Here is a 22,055-nt window from a genome sequence, read left to right on the forward strand (position 1 = left end):
GTTACTCTGCGGCCATTTGCGGCGGAAGCCAGCGATCCACAAGATCACCCACGCGATCCAGCCCGCCCATAAGGTTCGGAACAGTGACATTGGACGGTTTTGGCTGCTGGATCAAACCATGCAGTGCATCCGCCATCTCACGCGGATCACGCCCGTCATCCTCTGTAAGCATTTTGACCAGGCCAAGTTTTTCAGCTGCCGAAGCGCGCACATATTGTTCAAGGCGTGGCACGGTGCGTGGCACGATGACAGCTGGCTTGTCAAAGGACAGGATCTCGCAGAACGTATTGTAACCGCCCATGCCGATCACCCCGGCCGACTTGTGCATCAGTACTTCGACATTGGCATCAAAGGTAATGACAGACAGCTTGTCGATCTTCTCGGCACGCTTCATGAATTCATTTTGTTGCACCGGGCCCATGAATGGCCCAAGAACCACAAGTGAGGGTACCGGAATGGTCGGGTCGGTCTCGTAGGCACTGATCACCCAATCCACCAGATTGACCCCATCCCCACCGCCACCGGTGGTAACCAGATAAAACGGCTCTTCCAGGCCAAGCGCGCCGTGCTCTGGTGCTGGCCGGCGGGTCGCCGTACGCGGCAGATAGCCGGTATAGGTCATCTTTTCTTCAACGCCCGGGGGCAAATCGATCCCTTCGAGCGGATTGCAGATTTCCTTGAGACCATAGACCCATATTTCATCATACAGATCTGCCAGAGCCGGAACGCATTGCTTCCTGTCCCATTCCTCGCGCAGGTGCACCGGATCATCCATCACATCTCGCAAGCCCATCACCAAACGGGTGCGGCGATGGCGCAGCATCTGCAGCGTAGATTCGACCTCGCCGCGCAAACCAAGCGGTTCCTTGTCGACGATAAATATGTCCGGGTTGAATACATCTGCCGTGTGCTGAATGATCGACTCTCGCATCGCGAGGATCTGGTCGACATCAATATTGAGATTGAGCGAGGTATATTCGCCATTGGAAAGCTTGATCACACCCGGAATGCGGACAAAGTCAACGCGCGAACGAAACTCGAAACTGCCAATGATCGGCGAGCCTGACAAAATCAGAACCGATACATCATCACGTCGTGAAACCATCGCATGCGCAATGGTGCGGCAACGGCGCAAATGCCCAAGCCCGAACGTATCATGGCTATAAATCAGAACCCGATAACCGGAATTCCCTACGATTGACATATACCCGCCCGTCTGCGTAGTGGTCTCACACCCCGACACAACCTGATAACAGGGTGACAGGTTCTTCTTGTTTGACAAGTGAATCCGTGACTTCGGGGTTTTCCCCCTTCATTTGGCTTCCGGGTAATTGCTCTCACACTGACCCGATATCGCGCAAGACTTTTTCGAGCATCTCCTTCCTTTCTTCTGCCGTTTCAAGCGAACGCAGCTTCTCGGAAAGTGCTGTTACTGTACCTGCATAAAGGTTGTGCCAGTCATCACGCGACAGTTCTTCCCCTGAAAGTCTTGCGGCCGGAACCTCCGTTTGTGCCTTGCCCTTCTTGAGCGTGACCGTGTCATCAAGCATTGGCATGGCAATCAGTTTTTCGTCAATGCCCTGCCCCATCAGCACTTCGCGGAATGCCGCACGCGCGCCCTCTTCACCGTGGGTAAGGAAAATGCGCCGCGACACCGGCAGACGACTTTTTGTCCAGTTCAGAAGCATATCCTGATCGGCGTGACCAGAATAGACATCAAGGGTTCGAATACGTGCGCGAACCTCGATTTCTTCGCCATGGATACGCACATGTTTCGCACCACCCTGCAGAACGCGCCCAAATGACCCCGCCGCCTGAAATCCGACGAGCAGAACCGTGCAGTTAGATCGCCACAGATTGTTTTTCAGATGATAACGAATGCGGCCCGCGTCGCACATGCCGCTCGCCGAAATGATGATGGCGCCACTTTTAACCTGAGCCAGTTGTTTGCTGGCCTGTACGTCGGGCACCATATGGAATTTCGGGTGGGACAATGCCTGTGCATCGCCACGTTTAAGGTGTTTGGCAAACACATCGGTCGCACGCTGTGCAAGTGGACTGTCGACAAAGACATTTGCAGGCGGCAACTTTCCACGGTTAAACAGATGCGCCAGATCGACCAGCAACTCTTGGGTTCTGGCCACCGCAAAGCTTGGAATTACCAGATTGCCCCCACTGCCAAGCGCATCCTGCACTTCCTGCCCCAGCAGTTCGCGGCGTTCTTCGTCGGAGATGACCGGACGATTTCTATCCCCATAAGTCGTTTCGACAAACAGGTAATCCAGATCTGTCGGGGCCTCAGGGGCCTCGTTAAACACGGCCTCACCGGTGCCAACATCGCCGGAAAACAGTAATCGGGTAGGTTTGTAGTCTTTATCGCCGTTTTCGATTTCAATTTCGATCGAAGCAGACCCCAGAAGATGTCCTGCGTCCCAGAAACGGGCCCGAACACCATCAATCACCGGTAGCCATTCGTGGTATTCGACCGTTTTGAGCTGTGAAAGCGTATTCTCGGCATCTTCACGCGTATAAATCGGTGTGACTTCCGGACGGCCACGACGCGCATTGCGACGGTTGAGTCGTTCGACTTCGCTTTCCTGAATGTAACCGGAGTCCGGCAGCATATATGTCAGCAGATCACATGTCGGCTCCGTGGCATAAATCGGGCCACTGAAACCGGCCTTAACCAGTTTGGGAACCAGACCTGTATGATCGATATGCGCATGGGTCAGCAGTACCGCTGAAATCCGGGATGCTTCAAACGGGAACTTGCCATAATTCAGTTCACGGACCGTTTTGCTGCCTTGGAACATGCCGCAATCGACAAGGAAATTACCGTGACCGGTTTGCAAAAAATAGCAAGACCCGGTCACACCGCCAGCCGCACCACAAAACGTCACCGATATTGTCATTCTATTCACTTTCACGGATTGTAAGAGATCCAAACGTCCGGCAAAGCACCTCGCTTTGCAATGACATGGATCATTACGGGCGCAATCACTGTAGCCCTTGTAACGGCAGATAGAGAACCTGATCACCCTTCACGACCTGCCCGCAATCTTCGGGCAGTTCAATCAGACCTTCGGCCCACACCATGGATGACAACATGCCCGAACTGGTCGAGGCAAAGGCAAGCGCTTCGAGCTCACCATTATCATTCCGAACAAGACGTGCGCGCAACCATTCACGACGCCCGGTGCCACGTTTGAAATCGAACCCTGCGCGCACAGGAATGCGCGTGGGTGCGAGGTGTGACCGGGCAGCCCCCATCGCATGACGCAACAGCGGTTGAACGTAAAGCAATCCTGAAACCAGCACAGATACCGGGTTCCCCGGCAACCCGATAACCAGGCAATCACCGATCTTGCCCCGCATCAGGGGTTTTCCCGGCTTGATCGCAAGTTTCCATGCCGTGATATCGCCCAGACTTTCGACAACCGGCTTCAACAGATCAGCCTTGCCAACCGAAACACCGCCTGACGTCATAATGACATCGTGGGTGTCAGCCGCATTCGCCAACGCGTTCTGCAAAACGTCAAAATCATCTGCCAGCAGGCCAAGGTCGGTGACATCGCAGCCAATGGCTCGCAGCATGCCGATCATGGCAAACCGGTTGGAGTCATAAATGCCACCGGGCGGCAATGGGTCCCCGGGTTTTGCCAACTCGTCACCGGTTGAAAAAACCGCCACCTTCAATGGACGGGCCACCGACAGAACACCCACCCCTTGCCCGGCGGCGATCGCAATATCCTGCGGGTGCAGGACGGCTCCTGCCTTAAGAACGATATCCCCGGCTTTGATATCTTCACCTTGCCAGCGGATGTTTTGGTGCAGACTGGTACGTGCGATCACATCAGCAGAAATTTCAATTACCGTTTCATCAGCGTTGGCCGTGACATTTTCCTGAATGACCACACAATCCGCCCCGCCAGGGATCGCTGCACCTGTCGCAATGCGAATTGCAGCACCCTTTGGCAGCATTCCCTCATACGGATGACCGGCCAGCGAAACACCTGCCACCGAAACCGGTCCGTCGATCGCGGCAATATCCGAATGACGCAGCGCATAGCCATCCATGGCAGAGTTATCCACTGATGGAACAGAGACCCTTGCGATCACATCCTCACGCAATATGGAACCGTAGCATTCGTTAAGCGGACGTTGTTCGGCGGGCGTCATAACCGGCACTTCGGCAAAAGCAATATCGAGCGCATCGGAAAGCGTTGTGAGCCCCGGTTTGAGATCACTCATCTGGAAAGTCTCCTGCTTGCGGTCGCCATATATTGTTCCGCTGATTTGATATCAGGACAGCCCGGACACAAACCGGTGTATCATGATTGTCCACTGTGCCCCGGACGGGATTTTGAAATCGCACGACTAAGCATAATCACCGGCACCACCCCGACAACCACAATTGTCAATGCGCCCAATGCAGCCTGTTCGATCATTTCATCCTTGGCAAATTGATAAACATGGGTGGCCAGCGTATCAAAATTGAAAGGACGCAGAATAAGTGTGGCTGGCAGTTCCTTCATACCATCGACAAACACCAGTACCGACGCGGCCAGAATGCCCCCACGAACCATCGGAAAATGAATGCGCTTAAGCGTTCCCCAAGGGCTTTCACCAAGGGTACGGGCCGCGTCATCCATGCTTGGACGTACCTTGCCAAGGGCAGCTTCGATCGAGCCATAGGATACCGCCATAAACCGCACCGCATAGGCAAAGACAAGCGCAAACACCGTCCCACTTAACAGCAATCCGGTCGAAATCCCGAAGGTGTCGCGCATAACAGCATCAAGGGCATTGTCAAATCGCGCAAACGGGATCAGCACCCCGATCGAAAGCACAGCACCGGGCACCGCATAGCCAACCGATGACAGGCGGACAAAGAACTTCAGAAGCGGTTGCGGGAAAAGGCGCAGGGCATAGGCCATGAAGATCGCGCACCCTACCGCCAAAAGTGTCGCCAACCCTGATACAAGAAGGCTGTTGCCTGCAAACTCGAAAAAGTCTGCTGTCCAGCTTTGATCAAAATAGCCGATGGAATAGTAGATCAGCACCATCGACGGTACGACAAAGCCCAGAACAATCGGCAGAATGCAAATCGCCAGCGCAGCGGTCTTGGCCAACGGGGCCAGTTCATAGCCCGGCAGTTCCTGAAAACGGCTGGTCGTGTCGTGGAAACGTTGACGGCGGCGGGAATAACGTTCGATCACCATAAGGGCGATTACAACGGCAAGCATGGTCAGTGCAATTTGTGCCGCACCACCGGCATTGCCCATCCCCAGCCAAACATTGAAAATACCGGCCGTCAGGGTATGCACGGCAAAGAAATCAATCGTTCCAAAGTCATTGAGGGTTTCCATCAACGCAATGACAACACCCACGACAATTGCCGGGCGCGCCAGCGGCAAGGCCACGGTAAGAAACGAACTCCACGAACTACGACCAAGAATACGGGCAGCTTCAATCGCGCAGATTGATTGCGACAAGAATGCAGCACGCGCCAGCATGTACACATAGGGATAAAGCGTCAGGCTAAGCACGATGATTGCACCACCCTTGGTGCGAATATCCGGGAACCAGTAATCCATCGCCGTCTGCCAGCCAAACAGGTCGCGCAGCATTCTTTGCACCGGACCGGCATATTCCAGAAGATCGGTATAAACATAGGCGACAATATAGGCCGGGACAGCCATCGGAAGCAGCATTGCCCACTCAAAGAACCGCTTGCCCGGCAATCGGCACATGGTCACGACCCATGCCGAAGACACACCAATCAAAGTCACGCCGATGCCAACGCCCAGCATCAGAATACCGGTGTTCTTGAGGTACCTTGGCAACATGGTCGATGCCAGATGCGGCCAGATATTCTCTGTTGGAAACAGTGCAATCCAGGCAACAGCGACAATCGGTGCAGCCACCATCGCCGCAACAACAAATGCCCCGATCAACCAGAACGCCGATTGACCACGCGGCAGCCACCGCATTGCGGTAAGCCCTGTCGGGGAGCGCATCGGGTCAAAGGTATCCGCAACGGCGGCGGGCCGAATGTCGTCATCCTTTTGCGTCTGGAAAGCGTTATTCAAAGCTGTTTCCGTTTCATCCGTCGCGGGTCACACACCCGATGCAGGCCGGCTGGTTTTGATACATTGGGGTTAATCGCAGGTCTACTCGTTGAAGCCGACCTCATCAATCAGACGGATTGCCGCCCCACGATTGGCCGCCACCGTGCTAAGCGTCAGGTCATCGTGAACAAAGGTGCCCCATGCCCGAACCCGCTCGGACCAGGCCACACCCGGCTTGACCGGATATTCAAAATTGATATCGGCATACATGTGCTGGGCTTCGGTGCTCGAGAGGAATTCCACCAGTTTGATGGCGTTTTCCTTGTTGGGTGCATGCTTCATCAGCGCAACACCGGAAATATTAACATGTGTGCCGCGCCCGCCCTGATTGGGGAAGACGATGCGCACCTGTTTGGCGGCACCCGCTTTATTCGGGTCATCAAGCATCTTGCCATAATAGTATGAGTTGCCAATTGCCACATCACACACGCCTTGTGACACGGCCTCGATCTGGTCGGTGTCACCACCCTGCGGTTTGCGCGCAAGATTGTCCTTAACTGCAGTCAGCCAGGCTTTGGTTTCTGCTTCGCCATGATGGGCAATCATCGATGCGATCAGGGCAATATTATAAACATGCATGGCCGAGCGCACACAAATGCGCCCATTCCATTTCGGATCCGCCAGTTCCTCGTAGGTGGTGATGGCATCCGGCGCGACACGATCAAGCGAGGTATAAAATACACGCGCACGTGTCGTCATCCCCACCCAAAGCCGGTCATCATCGCGAAACTGATCGGGAATGTTCGCGTCCAGAACAGCACTTTCGATCGGTTGGGCAATGTCGGCGTCAACCGCGTCCTGAATGCGTCCGATATCCACCGTTAAAAGCAGGTCAGCCGGGGTATTGCGCCCTTCATGTTTGATCCGTTCCACCAGACCGCTTTGCGAAAACAACGTATTGACGCGAATGCCCGTTTCCTCGGTAAAGCGCTTGAACATCGGTTCGATCAGGAACGGCTGTCTGAGCGAGTAGACATTGACCTCTTCTGCGGCATGCGCGGCGGGCAAAAGGGAAAGCCCCATCGCCGACATAACAAGACCAAGAACGGTTTTGCGCAGAGAAATCATAAATGCCTCGTTTGGATCAGTTGCAGGTGGCACAGCAATTAGGAATGATTTGTATTTGCTGCGGCCGAAATTAAAGGGCCTGCACCGCCTTTTGCAAGCAAGAAAACCACATAAGAGCCATACACATGGTCACGAATCCGCGACAATCCCCCACCCTTCGCCTGACATTGGAAATGCAAAAAAGGGGTGGCATTGCACCACCCCTTTCAAAAAGCCATTCAAGCTCAGTCGGTTTGACTATTCGTTATAACCGATCTCATCGACCATCTTGATCGCATCCGGGCTAAGGCGGGCGATTTCCGCCAGCGACAGGTCATCGGCCTTGAACGTGCCCCATGACTTTACGTTGTCAGCCCATTCGACGCCCGGTTTGACTGGATATTCGTAATTGACCTCGGCGTAGATTCCCTGCGCAACGTCGTCAGACAGGAATTCCATCAGCTTGATCGCGTTTTCGCGGTTTGGCGCGTCGGCGATCAGGCTCATGCCCGAAATATTCATCGACATGCCACGGCCATTCTGGTTGGGGAATACAAGGTTGACGGCATCTGCCCACGGACGCTGTTCCTCGTTATCAAGCATTTTGCCGTAATAATAGGTGTTGCCAATTGAAAGGTCGCACACGCCTTCCTTGATCGCCTTGACCTGTGCGCGGTCATTGCCCTGCGGTTTGCGTGCAAGGTTGTTCTTGAGACCCTGCAACCATTCCTTGGCCTTTTCTTCGCCATGAACGCTGATCATGGATGCGAACAATGCCACGTTATAAACATGGCTGCCTGAACGGGTGCAAATGCGCCCTTCCCATTTCGGGTCGGCCAGATCTTCGTAAGAGGTAATCTCACCTTCTGCGACGCGATCCTTGGAGGCATAGATCGCACGACCGCGCTGGGTCAGGGCAAACCAATGGCCTTCCGGATCACGGAGATGGGCCGGGATATTGGCGGCCAATGTATCGTTGGAAACGGCCTCGGTCACGCCGGCGTCAACCGCCTGCTGGATACGGCTGATGTCAACCGTCATCAGGATATCGGCCGGGCTGTTCGCCCCTTCCTGCTTGATGCGTTCGACCAAGCCTTTTTCGGCAAAGATCACATTAACGTCGATGCCGGTTTCAGCCGTGAATTTCTCAAACAGCGGTTCGACCAAAAAGGCCTGACGCAGGGAGTAGACATTAACTTCCTGTGCAACTGACGAAGTAGCAGCCAGCGCAGTCGCGCCGAACACGGCACCACCGATGAGTTTTTTGATATCCATGAGAACGATCCCCGTTGAATTTGGTTCAGGCGCGATGCGCCTTGACGATGCAAATCACTTGCATACGCAATGCAATTAAGATCAAATCGCACTTAATTCAACAGAATTTCGCCTATTCCGACAAAAAAATGTGAACAAACTCACACCAAAGCATACCCGTCATGTCTGAATAAACCAGCAATCACAGCGCGTTAAACGATCCGTCACTTGATTGCCGCCAGGCATCAAGAAACTCCTGATAGGCGGGAATGTCCCCTGCCCGTTCTTCAAGCCAACCCACGGTCAAATTGATCGCATGATTGTAGCCATCATGATCGGTCAGCCCGGTATGAAGCGCGTGACGCAGATACAGCAAATAAGTATTGAGAACATCAGTCTCGCAATAACGGCGAATGCCATCGATCTCGCCATTGTCATACATATCCGAGATCTTGCTGCCATCAACCCCGGTCTTGCCCGGCAGATCAAGGGCCGCACACACCTCGTTCATCTTTGTGCGTGCCGATGCACCGTAATCCGATAACACCTCGGCCAGATCGCAATGCCAATGCGGCGCATAGCGCGCGGTATAGTTTTCCCACTTGTTCGATGCCTGATGCAGCCAGCCCGCCGACACCCCATGCTTCATCGCGCGGTACTTCAACACCGGCAGATCAAACCCGCGACCATTGAAACTGACCAATCGCGGATACAACTTGCCGCAATAGGCAAAGAACCCGTTCACAAGGTCCTTTTCCTCGGATGCCAGTTCTCCACCCGATCGCAGTTCCTCTATCTCGTACATTTCGGTATCGCCGTCGCGCTGAATGGTTGCGCGCAGGAAGCTGATCGCCACCACCTTGTGAAACGGCTGACGCGGGAAGCCATTGCGGCCACTGGTGATTTCAAGATGATAATCTTCGAGCATCTTGCGCCCGGTTTCCGGATCGGGTGCCGTTTCACCGGTCAATTGCGGCAAGACATCAATATCGGGGACGGTTTCGATGTCAAAGACGAACAGGCTGGAATGCATCATGGTGGCCCCCGATGGTGTGTGCCGGTGAATGTCGCGGGTTTGTCCTGCGCCCAACATAACGACAAAGCCAGACAAATTCACGGGCGGAATTAAACCAATCTCTACGACAACCGTAAATCATAGTACCTGACATCTCCTGCCATTCCTGTCAGGAGCATTGTGCAATGATCTCAGGGCCCAAACGACATCACGTCACCGTTACATTCCATACCCGGGGTTGCACCTGCCTGAGAGCCATGTCTAGAATTGGTGCACCTGTATCAGGGGCACGGTCATATGAATGCTCCGGACCAAAAGCGATCCGGACGTTTGCGGGGGATACCGCACCGACCATGCATTTGATGCGATTCCGGACCGCAACAACGAAGGGACAGAAGGATGAAAACCCTGCCTACCGGAGCCGCAATGCTGATGGCCGCTGGCCTCGCATTTATTTCTCATTCAAGCGCAAACGCGCAAGAAGCAACCTGCGAGATTGATCGACCGGTGATGTTTGCCGGGCTCAATTACGACAGTGCGCTTTTCCATAATGCCGTTGCCCGCTTCATTATTGAAAAGGGCTATGGCTGTCAGACCGATGCCCTACCGGGCGATGTCATTCCGCTTTTGACGGGTGCAGGCAAGGGGGACGTTGATGTCGTCATGGAAATCTGGCGCGACAACGTTGCCGAAGCCTGGACCAAGGCCGAGGACGCTGGCAATGTCAGCCAGATCGGGGTGAATTTCGATGACGCCGTTGAAGGCTGGTTCGTGCCAAGCTACGTGATCGAAGGGGATGCTGATCGCGGCATTGAACCGATGGCACCCGACCTTAAATCGGTCGATGATCTGGCAAAATACACCGAGCTGTTCGAAGACCCGGAAGAACCCGGCAAGGGCCGTTTTTATAACTGCCCGTCAGGCTGGGTCTGTGAAAAGGTCAATTCGGCCAAACTTGGTGCCTATGATCTTGATGACAGCTTCACCAACTTCCGCCCGGGCACGGGTGCAGCCCTTTCGGCTGCCATCGCATCGGCGCATAAACGCGGCAAACCGGCCCTTTATTACTATTGGGGGCCGACCTGGGTCATGGGTCTTTATGACAGCACGCGTCTTGAAGAACCGGCTTATGACAAGGCGATCTTTGATGCGCTGAAAACAGAAGAAAACCCGACCAAGGCAACAGCTTACCCGCAAAGCACGATCACGATTGGTGTCAATAACGACTTCAAAGCCGCCGCACCAACTCTGATCACCTTCCTGACCAACTACGAAACCAGCAACGCGCTGGTCTCGGAAATGCTGGCCTATATGCAGGAAAACAACGAAAAGCCGGATGGGGCTGCGATGTATTTCCTGAAATCCAAGCCGGACGTCTGGAAAGCCTGGGTACCGGAGGATGTTGCTGCACGTGTTGAAAGCGCGATGTAATCGACCTAGACCGGAAAGCGATCAAACACCCCGCAGAAGAAATCTTGCGGGGTGTTTTGTTTGGCGATCCTAATACTTTTGAAATTGGCCAATCAGTTTTGTCGCGGCTGATCCGCGACAGCCGCAACTTGGCAATGAGTAAGGCGTTTGAAGCGCCATGCGGCCCACAGTCGATATACAAGATTTGCGATCTGCCGAATAACCGGCAGCGCAACAACGGCTGCCAAAACACGCCATCGGTCAAGCTGGCGCCAGATCAGAATGAACGCATCTGCACCTGCATGCCATTGCCCGTCTGAATCCAGTGCACGCATTTGCTTTAACCCTTCGACAAGGGAGATGCCGTGCTTTTCAAGATCACCTGCGTGTTCCCTGACGTCGCGCCATTCGAAAACGCCGCTTGGTGCGATATTGCGGTAGTAATTGATTTCGCGCGAACACAGACCGCATTTTGCGTCATAGAACACCGTGATCATCGCAACCTCTCTGGAAAGCAATATTGTCTTTGAGTTACGACTATAGCTGGCCTCTGGATTATCAATCACAGGAATAGGCTACCAAAAGAAGTCAGGAGATGTCAGTCAGAGTTCGATTTACGGTCGCGCGGCCCACGTGATCTTGTTAGGCTCTTACGCTCATTGATTTTTTGAGCAGATCGGGCCAATTGCGCCATGTTTCCAGAACAGTTGAATGTGCCTTTGGGCAAGTGGGTCAATCAGTTTGTTGATTGGCTGGTGGTCAATTACGGCGCGGCGTTTGAGGCCTTTGCCGACAGTTTGCTGACCGTTCTGGTCGCACTTGAGCAGGTTCTGCGTGGTGCACCCTGGTGGGTGGTTTTGATCGCCATTGCTGCCATCACCTGGCACGCCAGCAAAAACTGGAAGCTGGTTGTCGGGCTGGTTGTGGCGATGTTTGCCATTGGCATGCTGGGCCTGTGGGACAAGGCGATGCAAACCCTGGCCCTGATGATTGTCGCCACATCGCTTTCGGTTCTGATTGGCATTCCGGTGGGAATTGCCATGGCAATGTCCAATCGCTTGCGGGCCGTCATGCTGCCTATCCTTGACACCATGCAGACCATGCCGAGTTTTGTCTATCTGATCCCGGCCCTGATGTTGTTTGGATTGGGCAAGGTTCCGGCCATTCTGGCGACGGTGATTTATGCTGCCCCGCCCGTCATGCGCCTGACCGATCTTGGTATCCGTCTTGTTGATCAGGAAGTGCTCGAAGCATCCCGGTCATTTGGCGCCAGCCGAAAGCAAATCCTGTTTGGTGTGCAGTTGCCACTCGCCCTTCCCAACATCATGGCCGGGATCAACCAGACGACGATGATGTCAATCTCGATGGTCGTGATTGCCTCGATGATTGGCGCGCGTGGATTGGGGGAACAGGTTCTGATGGGTATTCAGCGTCTTGATGTCGGGGCTGGCATGGAAGCCGGTATTGCGATTGTGCTGCTGGCCGTGGTGTTTGACCGGATCGGTCAGGCCTATGGCAAGCGATCACAACGATCGCACGATGCGGAGGACGCGTAATGAGTTACATCGAAATCCGCAATATATTCAAGATCTTCGGGCCCGATCCGCAATCCGCACTTGAACTGGCAAAGGGCGGTTCAGACAAGGATGAAATCCTTGCAAAAACCGGTCATACGGTGGGCCTTCATGATGTGTCGCTGTCGATTGAACAGGGTGAAACCTTTGTCGTCATGGGCCTGTCCGGATCGGGCAAGTCGACCCTGATCCGTCATCTTAATCGCCTGATTGATCCGACTGCAGGCTGCATCTCATTTGGTGGTGAAGATATCCTTGCGATGGATATTCCGACCCTGAATGCGTTTCGCCGCAAGCGGCTTGGTATGGTGTTTCAGCGCTTTGGCCTGCTCCCCCATCGCAATGTGATGGATAACGTTGCCTACGGGCTCGAAATTCAGGGTACTGTGCGCAAGGAGCGCGAGGCCGCGGCATCGAAATGGATCGAGCGGGTTGGTCTTGCCGGATATGAGACCAAATATCCCGATCAGCTATCCGGTGGCATGCAGCAACGCGTCGGCCTTGCCAGGGCCTTAGCGACCGATCCGGAAGTTTTGCTGATGGATGAAGCGTTCTCGGCCCTTGATCCACTGATCCGGTCTGACATGCAGGATGAGCTGATGAAGCTTCAGGCGGAGCTTCACAAGACCATCGTGTTTATCACCCACGATCTGGATGAGGCACTGAAGATCGGGGATCGGATTGCGATCCTGAAAGACGGCAAGCTTGTGCAGGTCGGCCGGCCAGAAGAAATCGTGCTTAGACCGGCAGATGACTATGTGCAGGCCTTTACCCGCGACGTGAACAGATCACGCGTCTTGCGCGCAAAGTCGATTATGGAACCGATCAATTCTGGAGAAAGCCAAGCAGTACGTGAAGACTGGCCAAGCATTCAGGCACATGCGCGTCTTGCCGATATCCTGCCTGTTGCGCTTGCCAATGGCACGTCAATGACGGTGCGTGATGCCAAAGACACCCCGATTGGTACCCTGTCGCCACAGCAGATTGTCGATGCGCTAGAAAGTTAAACCCAGGCGTCTTGCGAACACCTAGCTGTCAGCAATCTGGCAGCGTCGAAAATAGCGCAGTTCCGATTGCGCTGCCGCGTCGGTGGTTGTTTGGTGAATGATGCGATAAAGCCCGCTATCGCCTGCGCGATTGTGTTCGGTGGCAATTATCAGCCACAGAAAACCGTTTTCATCGGCTCGGGCCCGGTCTGTCGGCGATGGCAATGCCTTGCCATTGGGGTGGGAATGAAAACACCCGACCACCCGTTCACCCTTTTGCCGGGCCGTACGGTGACAATCAATCAGGGTCTGCGGATCGATCTCGAACGTTGTGAGCGGTTCTTCTGCCACGTTTTTGGCGAAAACGACCCGTTCGATCCGGTTTGGGGTATCCTTGGCGGCGATCAAAAGACCACAAGCCTCTTCTGGCCATTGCAAGGCGCATAAATCACGAACTTCTTCGTGCAGGGCATTGGTGAACACGATACAGGTGTGATCATCCTCACCAGCTGTTCTGTTGCTTGCAATCCCCTGCCCGTTCCCCATTTCGGCATGCTTTCCCTTAAGACCGGGTCACTGTTCAGACGATTGCAGGATGATGCGACCAAGAACCTTTTTCTCGACCAGCGAAACGACAACGAGGCGTGCGCCTTCACCATGGCGGCTTTCGATATGAAGAGTGGCCTGCGCGCCATTTATCGAATAGCCGACAAGTCGTTCGCCCTCATCCACATCAATTGCGATGTCGCCGAATGCATCCAGCGTCGTTTGCCCGATAACAGTTTTGGTTCCGGCAACCGGAACCGACGGGGTTACAGTCGGTTCGCTTGTTTCAACGCTTGTATCCGCATTGTTCTTGTCCAGTGACAGGCCATAGACGACCAACCCGATGCCTACCACGATCAGAACACCCATGAACGCGACCAAAGCCTTAACTACACGCATTGTATTTCCAACTGACAAAGCTTGATGAAACCTGCATGCTCGCTTTAAACGCGATCATACGAAACCATGTTCAAGGCCATAGCGGCAAGCACACCCAATTGCAAGGCAACAAACACCACATGATATCGCAATTCGTTGCAATCGCCGCATAAAGCGCTACAAGCTGCCAGAACCGATTTGACCCTGGTTACGACCAACACTACAGCGCGACAGCCAACTATGTCTGACAATCTGAGTTACACCGCAACGGCCGATGACGAAGGCGCCCGCCTGGACAAGGTGCTGGCGTCCGCCTGGCCCGACCAGTCGCGTTCACGGATCAAGGCATTGATCGAAGACGGCCAGCTCAGCGTTAATGGCAATCCGACGACCAAGATGTCTGCCAAGGTCAAGGCAGGCGACGCTTTTGAGCTGGTCATCCCGGAGCCGGAATTGGCAGAGCCCGTCCCAGAGGACATCAAGCTTGATGTTCTTTATGAGGATGAAGACCTTCTGGTGATCAACAAACCAGCAGGCATGGTTGTACACCCGGCGGCAGGCAATGAAAGCGGAACACTTGTGAATGCGCTTCTTGCCCATTGTGGCGACAGCTTGTCGGGTATTGGCGGCGTCAAACGCCCGGGTATTGTCCATCGACTGGACAAGGACACCAGCGGTGCCATGGTGGTTGCCAAGAATGACATGGCCCACCGCGCGCTTTCCAATCTGTTCTCCGAGGACAAGGAAAATATCGACCGCGCTTACCTTGCAGTTGTATGGGGTACCCCAAGGCCACTGAATGGCGATATCGAGGGAAATATTGGCCGCAGCCCGCGTAACCGCAAGAAGATGGCCGTGGTCAAAAACGGGGGAAAATATGCACTCACCCACTACAAAACCCTGCAATCTAGAGACGACTCGTTGGTATCACTGGTTGAGTGCCGTCTCGCAACCGGGCGTACGCATCAAATCCGCGTTCATATGAACCATATTGGCCACTCACTTGTGTGTGATCCTGTTTACAGCCGAAATAGAGCTATTCAAAAGTTCAACTTTAAGGCGCAAGAGATTTTGAAAGGATTCAACAAACAGGCGTTACATGCTCGAACCTTAGGATTTCTGCACCCGCGCACCGGTAACTACATATCGACCGAGGCCCCAATTCCGGATGATCTTTTATGCCTAATGAATGCCCTGGAACTATACGTGTGAGTAGTTAAGACTAACCTTAATGTCTAATTTTCCATTGACGGTATCTAATACCCCCGTATAAGATTTTTGAAAGTGCAAGGGGATAAACGCACTTTTTGAAAGCAATACGGGAGGCTTCAATGAAACAGGGAAACGCTCTTCCAACCATCTCTCAAGACGGTCTCACAGTTTATTTGCAGCGTATTCGCCGCTACCCGATGCTTACCCCGGAACAGGAAACAACTTATGCCTGCGATTTCCGGGACAAGGATTGTGACAAATCCGCAGAAAAACTGATCACCAGCCATCTGCGTCTCGTCGCCAAGATCGCAATGAGTTACCGTGGTTATGGCTTACCCCTTAACGAACTGATTTCCGAAGGCAATGTCGGGCTGCTCCAGTCTGTCAAACGGTTTGATCCTGACAAGGGCTTCCGCCTTGCGACTTACGCCATGTGGTGGATCCGTGCCGCCATTCAGGAATATATCCTTCATTCATGGTCGCTTGTGAAAATGGGCACGACGGCCGCCCAGAAGAAGCTTTTCTTCAATCTGCGCAAACTTAAAAGCCAGATGCAGGCAATTGATGAAGGTGACCTGCAGCCTGAACAGGTCGAATTGATCGCAACCAAACTTAACGTGTCTGAAGATGACGTCGTCATGATGAACCGTCGTCTGGCCGGTCCGGATCATTCGCTGAATGCGCCTGTACGCATCGAAGGCGATGGTGAATGGGTCGACTGGATTGAAAGTGACGATGAAGACCAGGAAAGCCTGTATGGCAAACGCGAAGAATTCCTGCAGCGTATGGGCATGCTCAAGGACGCCATGTCACATCTTAATGATCGCGAACGCGACATTCTGACTCAGCGTCGCCTGCTTGAAAGCCCGGTAACGCTTGAAAACCTTAGCGTCACCTACGGTATTTCGCGTGAACGCATTCGCCAGATCGAAGTGCGCGCCTTTGAAAAGGTCCGCAAATCAATCCATACGGACCTGCCCCACTAACAACTTTTCATCTTTTCCCTTCTGAAATGACTTGCGGCGGACCTTTGTCCGCCGCTTTCTTTTGCAAACAGCATTTGCGTCGTGTTTCACGTCTGGTCAGTTTCCAGACCGGTCCACTTCCTTGATCAAGCTGTCTCCCCAGGTCTTGATCAGGCCACGTTGTTTTTTGCGAAGTTCACTGACGCGACGCTGCGCCGACAGGTTCAGAACATTTGCCACAATCGGCGGCATTGCCAAATACAGCAACCAGCCAAGCCCGGCCGCCCCATACATGATCGAAAGTGCAAGCGGCTGGAAGATTTCCTGCGTGGCACCGCCAACCGTTTGTGCGGGTTGCTGCCAGATTTCAAGAATATAGGGCGCGACGCCCGAAAAATTCAGACCAAACACACACCGTGCCATCGTTCGGCCCGGACTGCGATCAAAGATAAAAGCGACCAGCGACGGCAACAAACCCACTGTTAGGGTAATGAAGGTCGGAAGTGCCACCATGAACAACAGCACAGCGGAGGCAACAACCGACAAGCCGGAAAATGCGCTGCGACCGCCCTTTGACCGTGAACCTTTGCCTTTTGCCATGTCGTTCCCTTAAAAGATATGCATCAAGAACAGCGCAGATACCGTCAACAACGCGATCATCGTCGATGCAAACGCCGCAGCCTGTTGCCCGACTTTCTCTGCCAGTTCCATTCGCGCTGGTCCCGAAGATTCCAGATCAAAGACTTCGCTTTCCGCTTCAGAATATTCGGCAACTGCCTCGACAAACTCTGACTGGTCTTTGCGGCGTTCCTGCTCGTCATTGATCAGATTGTAAAGTTCGACCAGATTGCCGCGTTTTGCCAACTTCGGGATCTCGGTTTCAACACGTTCTCTCCGTGCCTTGCTGTGAAACACCTTGATCGCCGGTTCCATCAAACGCGCAACCCAGTGCGACAGATTCTGAAGATTGTCCGGACCATGACGCCATTGCACGATCGCCAGCATGCTGATGATCGCGCGGCTGTATTCGACCTCGTCCGACGGGTTTTGCATTGCCATCAGCTGACCCTCGACATCGTCTTCAAGACGGGTCGCGATAAATGCCGCGATATGACGATCAACCGGCCAGCTGTCTTCTGACGCCGTCTCTGCTGCCTTTTCCAGTGCGGGCAGAAGATCGGCAACATCAATGACGAACTCCTCTTCGACCAAGGGGCTCAGGCAATGCTGGTTGCGCACGGTGGCATACAAACAACGCTCATAGCCATACCCGGCACTTTGCTGCTGAATGTAGTAGCGCAGATTTTTGTATAGCTGCTGCTGTTTCTGAACTTCGGGACTGTATCCTTCCTGTCGTCCGAACCAGAAAGACGGAATATCGCGCACGATTACATCGGCAAAACGTTGCGGTCCGCGCCCATGCTGCACGTCATAGGAAAGCATGAAGCCAAGTCCATCGACCATCGCCGAGAACCCCTTGAACCTGACAGGTCCTGATGGATCGAGAATCAGGATTGAACGCGCAACCAACACGTCTTCGGCCGAACGTTTATCCGTTCCGGCCCATTGCAATTGCCGCATGGCATCTGACAGCGCCTTGGCACGTTCATTGTCGCCCAACCCGCGCCGCAACCAGATTTCAACCGTGCTGTCACGCAGCGGGCCAAGTGCCGTTACCCAGTTCTTGGAAATCGCCTGTGCCAGTGCACGAACGGTATAGTAGTCCCGGCCGGCAAGGTTTTGGGCACGTGCGGCGCGTTTTTCCGTGTTGGCCTGAACCGGTTTGGTCCTGCGTCCGTCAAGCCAGGCATTCAGTTCGGCAAATCCCCAACGTTCTTCAGGGTCATCGCACAACAAACCGCGCACGGGTTCAATCAAGATAAGCGGCAGTTTTTCCTGCGAAGCAATCGCCTGAAAAGAGCCCTTGGCCAGTTTCAGCTCCATGATCTCTTGATCATTGAGTTTCTTGAGCGGTTGTCGCCCAACGCCCAATTCCGCCAGCATCATGCCAAGCGCGTAAAAATCATCGGTAAGATTGCCCGACCCACGCCCAGCGGGTTCGGCACTCATCCGCGCAGTGGTTTCATAGACGGAAGGTTGATCATATCCGGGCGGGCCACTGGCACAGTCACCCAGAACAACCTTTTCGCGCATCGGGTCGGCGAAAAACAGGTTATCTGCACGAATGTTGCGATGCGCAAGGCCCTTTTCGCCAAAGGCCTGCAGGACACTCAGCAACGGCTCGACCACGACAGTTCCGATGTCATGTTCGTCGATTGCCAGTTTTTTGTTTTCTCTGGGAACGACTTTCCCGCCAGAAGGCTTGTCATAGAAAAGCACCATGGTCTTGCGACCAAATGGCGGCCAAAAAGCGATTTCGTAATCAATCAGGTCAATTTGACCGGCCATATGCATGCCGGTCAGAAAAACAAGATGGTCGTGGCGGGTTGGCAAAACAGGATCGGTTACCAGCGCAAAGGCATTCCCCTCATCCCGGCGCAGGTTGTCTGCGGAAAAGGCCTTGCAATGACCCATGTCGAATTCGGGCAAGCGCAAGTCCATAAAGACACGGAAATTACCGATCTCGACACTTTTGCCACCGGCATTAAGTGCGACATCTTCGGAATCAGAACCTGTTTCCGGTTCTTCAGGCGCAACAGAACCGCCGCCCGGTGCATCCATCACCGGCTCAGTCGCAGCACCATTCGAAACGTCCTGTTCCTGATCTTCTGCTTGCTCTGCCATGATCCCGATATTCTTTATGCGTTATCATTCCCCGAGTGACGCGCAGTCCACTGACTGACAGTCCTCCTGACCTATCCATCAGAACGCTATCCTCAAAAGGTTGATAAAACGATACTTGTGATCCCCCTTGCGGGCAAGCTGTTATCCATGTGCAACACCACGTGACAGCGTACAGACTGTTCATCTGCAAACGAAAAAAGCCACCGGCAGTTTGCCGGTGGCCTTCAAGATCAGGTGTCGTCAGGTGCGATCACGCGCTGAACGGATCATGTACCAGGATGGTGTCATCACGTTCCGGGCTGGTCGACAGAAGCGCAACCGGCGCCTCAATCAGTTCCTCGATGCGGCGTACATATTTGATCGCAGCGGCCGGCAAATCAGCCCAGCTGCGTGCACCCATCGTCGTATCAGACCAACCTTCAATGGTTTCGTAGACCGGCTTTGCCTTGGCCTGCAGACGCTGGTTTGCTGGCAGATGATCATAGATTTTGCCGTCAATGTCATAGCCGGTGCAGATTTTGATTTCGTCAAAACCGTCAAGCACATCAAGCTTGGTCAGTGCGATACCGGTAATACCGTTTACCTTGACCGACTGACGGACAAGGGCCGCATCAAACCAGCCACAACGGCGCTTGCGCCCGGTAACCACACCGAATTCATGACCACGCTCGCCAAGACGGGTGCCATCGTCGTCAAACAGTTCGGACGGGAACGGACCCTCGCCAACGCGGGTGGTATAGGCCTTGGTGATCCCAAGGACATAACCGACACCAGACGGCCCCATGCCGGAACCGGCAGCAGCCTGCCCGGAAACGGTGTTCGAGGAGGTCACGAACGGGTACGTGCCATGATCAACATCAAGCATCGTGCCTTGCGCGCCTTCAAACAGGATACGCTTGCCCGCTTCCTTGAACTGGTTCAGCGATTTCCAAACCGTGTCAGAAAACGGCAGGATTTTTGGTGCAATTTCCTTAAGCTGATCAAGCAGCTCTGCACCATCAACCTCCGGCTGGCCAAGGCCACGCAGCAATGCATTGTGATGGGTCAGAAGGTTTTCGACCTTTGCTTCGAGCAAATCGACATCTGCCAGATCACCAACACGGATCGCACGGCGACCAACGCGGTCTTCATATGCCGGGCCGATACCACGACCAGTGGTGCCGATCTTGTTGTCACCCGATGCTGCGGCTTCGCGTGCACGGTCAAGGTTGCCATGCAGCGGCAGGATCAGGCAGGCATTTTCCGCCAGACGCAGGTTTTCCGGGGTAATATCCACGCCCTGCTCTTTGAGGCGGGCGATTTCGGCCAGAAGCGCCCAAGGATCAACAACAACACCGTTGCCGATCACGGACAGCTTTTTCTCGCGCACGATGCCTGATGGCAGCAAGCTGAGCTTGTAAGTCTTTCCGTCGATCACCAAAGTATGACCGGCGTTATGACCGCCCTGGAAACGCACAACAACGTCTGCCCGTTCGGACAGCCAGTCGACGATCTTGCCTTTACCTTCGTCCCCCCACTGGGAACCGATCACGGCAACATTGGTCATCGCAAAACTCCTTGTGCGATAAAAAGTTCGTTCAGTAAGGGCCAGAACCCTAAGCGTTTAGCGGCACAACCTTACCGCCAAGATAAATGTGGTTGCAGCCCATGGCTTCTGCCTCAACCCGGGCAGCGGCCTCGGTTTTGGCTTCGGCAGCCCCTTCAAGGGCAGCAACGGTATAATGACCTTCTGCACGCAATTTGCGCGCTTCGCGCTGTGGCGTGCCCAACGGCAGGTAAACCCGATCAATCAACTCTGCATCCGGAAGGCCGCGCAAAATGCTGTCCATGTATAGTGACATACCTGTTGCAGCCTCGCCCGAAGCACCACCGGCACGGTAGCGACCGCCGCGGCCGATCTCGCCACGCACGTTGCGGGCAAACAGGGTAAAGCTGACACCTGTCTGATAGCGGAAACCGGCCATTTCGACCGGATCAATGGTCAGGGCCGCATCAAGGCCAGATGCCAGGACACGTTCAGCGACATCAATCAGTCGATAGAGTTCTTCGGAAGCACCGAGCGGCAATTCAAGTTTTTTGAGTTTCGGCAACGCCGATTGAGCTGGACCGGCCGCTTCAAGCAATGCCACCAGAACGCCTGTAACCTTGCCGTCAGCAGCACGCAAGGCCGCAACATCGCGGCGTTCAAGTGCTTCGGTCAAAGCTTCGCGGTCATCGCGCGACACACCAAAGGCATCAAACAAACGTACTGGCAAAGTCGGGAGGTTAAGGTCTACCGAGACGTCGGCAAGGCCAATGCTATCGAGCGCTTCCAGAGCAAGGAGGACGATTTCGGTATCAGCTGCGGCACTTGATACACCAATCAGCTCTGCGCCTACTTGCGCGAACTGACGTTCTGGACGCAGATGCGATCCCTTAATGCGCAGAACATCGCCGGAATACGAAAGGCGCAGCGGGCGCGGCGCATCGACCAGACGGGTTGCAGCAATACGCCCGACCTGCGGGGTCATATCCGAACGCAGTCCCATCATACGGCGCGATTCAGGATCCATCAGACGAAATGTCTGCGTCGCCAATTCCGGTGCAGCACCTTCAAGCAGGCTTTCCTCAAACTCGACAAGCGGCGTTTTCACGCGGTCGTAGCCTGCATGCGCCAGGCTGGCCATCAGCTTTTCACGGATTTCAGCTTCCCGTGCGGCGGTTCCTGGCAGGACATCCTGCAGGCCGGCGGGCAAAAGAGCTTTCCTGGCAAGTTCGGTCATGTTGTGTGCTTTCCCGGACGAGGCGCGCAA

19 protein-coding genes are annotated in these 22,055 nt (G+C 54.2%); 5 read left to right on the forward strand and 14 right to left on the reverse strand.

Annotation, left to right across the window (positions count from 1 at the left end):
• Position 1: 1 nt before the first annotated feature.
• From AUQ43_RS05395 to AUQ43_RS05425, 7 genes are all read right to left on the reverse strand, one after another.
• Positions 2-1,204 carry a glycosyltransferase family protein gene (locus AUQ43_RS05395; protein WP_062955203.1) on the reverse strand — a complete coding sequence of 401 codons (1,203 nt, stop codon included), beginning with the start codon at positions 1,202-1,204 and terminating at the stop codon, positions 2-4.
• Positions 1,205-1,337: 133 nt separating this feature from the next.
• The gene (locus AUQ43_RS05400) at positions 1,338-2,912 is read right to left on the reverse strand and encodes an MBL fold metallo-hydrolase (protein ID WP_062955204.1); all 1,575 of its coding nucleotides are present in this window, start codon (positions 2,910-2,912) and stop codon (positions 1,338-1,340) included.
• A gap of 85 nt (positions 2,913-2,997) precedes the next feature.
• On the reverse strand, positions 2,998-4,251 hold the full coding sequence (glp, locus tag AUQ43_RS05405; RefSeq protein WP_062955205.1) for a gephyrin-like molybdotransferase Glp: 1,254 nt from the start codon (positions 4,249-4,251) through the stop codon (positions 2,998-3,000).
• Positions 4,252-4,331: 80 nt separating this feature from the next.
• Positions 4,332-6,020, reverse strand: coding sequence for an iron ABC transporter permease (locus AUQ43_RS05410; protein ID WP_062955277.1), 1,689 nt, complete (start codon positions 6,018-6,020; stop codon positions 4,332-4,334).
• A gap of 153 nt (positions 6,021-6,173) precedes the next feature.
• Complete coding sequence (locus AUQ43_RS05415) at positions 6,174-7,199, reverse strand: Fe(3+) ABC transporter substrate-binding protein (RefSeq protein WP_062955206.1); 1,026 nt, start codon at positions 7,197-7,199, stop codon at positions 6,174-6,176.
• Between the two features lie 237 nt (positions 7,200-7,436).
• Entirely contained in the window at positions 7,437-8,453 is a 1,017-nt protein-coding gene (locus AUQ43_RS05420) for a Fe(3+) ABC transporter substrate-binding protein (protein WP_062955207.1), read from the reverse strand.
• 181 nt (positions 8,454-8,634) lie between these two features.
• Positions 8,635-9,468: a 3'-5' exonuclease gene (locus AUQ43_RS05425; protein ID WP_198157145.1), complete on the reverse strand. Its 834-nt coding sequence runs from the start codon at positions 9,466-9,468 to the stop codon at positions 8,635-8,637.
• A 378-nt stretch (positions 9,469-9,846) separates the two neighbouring features.
• On the opposite strand from AUQ43_RS05425, the gene AUQ43_RS05430 reads away from it, so the two are divergent.
• Positions 9,847-10,878: an ABC transporter substrate-binding protein gene (locus tag AUQ43_RS05430; RefSeq protein ID WP_084271993.1), complete on the forward strand. Its 1,032-nt coding sequence runs from the start codon at positions 9,847-9,849 to the stop codon at positions 10,876-10,878.
• A 92-nt stretch (positions 10,879-10,970) separates the two neighbouring features.
• Here AUQ43_RS05430 and AUQ43_RS05435 read toward each other — a convergent pair whose 3' ends face one another.
• The gene (locus AUQ43_RS05435) at positions 10,971-11,354 is read right to left on the reverse strand and encodes a thiol-disulfide oxidoreductase DCC family protein (protein WP_062955208.1); all 384 of its coding nucleotides are present in this window, start codon (positions 11,352-11,354) and stop codon (positions 10,971-10,973) included.
• Between the two features lie 195 nt (positions 11,355-11,549).
• Here AUQ43_RS05435 and AUQ43_RS05440 point away from each other — a divergent pair, with 195 nt between their 5' ends.
• Positions 11,550-12,413, forward strand: coding sequence for a proline/glycine betaine ABC transporter permease (locus AUQ43_RS05440; RefSeq protein ID WP_062955209.1), 864 nt, complete (start codon positions 11,550-11,552; stop codon positions 12,411-12,413).
• Positions 12,413-13,438: a glycine betaine/L-proline ABC transporter ATP-binding protein gene (locus AUQ43_RS05445; protein ID WP_062955210.1), complete on the forward strand. Its 1,026-nt coding sequence runs from the start codon at positions 12,413-12,415 to the stop codon at positions 13,436-13,438. The genes AUQ43_RS05440 and AUQ43_RS05445 overlap by 1 nt, the downstream gene beginning before the upstream one ends.
• Before the next feature lie 21 nt (positions 13,439-13,459).
• Here the strand turns inward: AUQ43_RS05445 and AUQ43_RS05450 are convergent, their stop codons facing one another.
• Both AUQ43_RS05450 and AUQ43_RS05455 read right to left on the reverse strand, forming a co-directional pair.
• Positions 13,460-13,963 (reverse strand): Mov34/MPN/PAD-1 family protein, encoded by a 504-nt coding sequence (locus AUQ43_RS05450; RefSeq protein WP_062955211.1) that lies wholly within the window; start codon positions 13,961-13,963, stop codon positions 13,460-13,462.
• A gap of 27 nt (positions 13,964-13,990) precedes the next feature.
• On the reverse strand, positions 13,991-14,362 hold the full coding sequence (locus AUQ43_RS05455; RefSeq protein ID WP_147250447.1) for a hypothetical protein: 372 nt from the start codon (positions 14,360-14,362) through the stop codon (positions 13,991-13,993).
• A gap of 219 nt (positions 14,363-14,581) precedes the next feature.
• On the opposite strand from AUQ43_RS05455, the gene AUQ43_RS05460 reads away from it, so the two are divergent.
• Together AUQ43_RS05460 and rpoH are read left to right on the forward strand one after the other, a co-directional pair.
• The gene (locus AUQ43_RS05460; RefSeq protein WP_062955213.1) at positions 14,582-15,553 is read left to right on the forward strand and encodes an RluA family pseudouridine synthase; all 972 of its coding nucleotides are present in this window, start codon (positions 14,582-14,584) and stop codon (positions 15,551-15,553) included.
• Between the two features lie 119 nt (positions 15,554-15,672).
• On the forward strand, positions 15,673-16,539 hold the full coding sequence (gene rpoH, locus AUQ43_RS05465; RefSeq protein WP_062955214.1) for an RNA polymerase sigma factor RpoH: 867 nt from the start codon (positions 15,673-15,675) through the stop codon (positions 16,537-16,539).
• Between the two features lie 96 nt (positions 16,540-16,635).
• Here the strand turns inward: rpoH and AUQ43_RS05470 are convergent, their stop codons facing one another.
• The 4 genes from AUQ43_RS05470 to AUQ43_RS05485 form a co-directional block, all read right to left on the reverse strand.
• The gene (locus AUQ43_RS05470; RefSeq protein WP_062955215.1) at positions 16,636-17,118 is read right to left on the reverse strand and encodes a hypothetical protein; all 483 of its coding nucleotides are present in this window, start codon (positions 17,116-17,118) and stop codon (positions 16,636-16,638) included.
• A gap of 9 nt (positions 17,119-17,127) precedes the next feature.
• The gene (locus AUQ43_RS05475; RefSeq protein ID WP_062955216.1) at positions 17,128-19,263 is read right to left on the reverse strand and encodes a hypothetical protein; all 2,136 of its coding nucleotides are present in this window, start codon (positions 19,261-19,263) and stop codon (positions 17,128-17,130) included.
• A gap of 250 nt (positions 19,264-19,513) precedes the next feature.
• Positions 19,514-20,809: an adenylosuccinate synthase gene (locus AUQ43_RS05480; RefSeq protein ID WP_062955217.1), complete on the reverse strand. Its 1,296-nt coding sequence runs from the start codon at positions 20,807-20,809 to the stop codon at positions 19,514-19,516.
• 49 nt (positions 20,810-20,858) lie between these two features.
• On the reverse strand, positions 20,859-22,025 hold the full coding sequence (locus AUQ43_RS05485) for an ATP phosphoribosyltransferase regulatory subunit (protein ID WP_062955218.1): 1,167 nt from the start codon (positions 22,023-22,025) through the stop codon (positions 20,859-20,861).
• Positions 22,026-22,055: the final 30 nt, after the last annotated feature.

The sequence above is a fragment of the Thalassospira sp. MCCC 1A01148 genome, assembly GCF_001613795.1.
Classification (GTDB): Bacteria; Pseudomonadota; Alphaproteobacteria; order Rhodospirillales; family Thalassospiraceae; genus Thalassospira.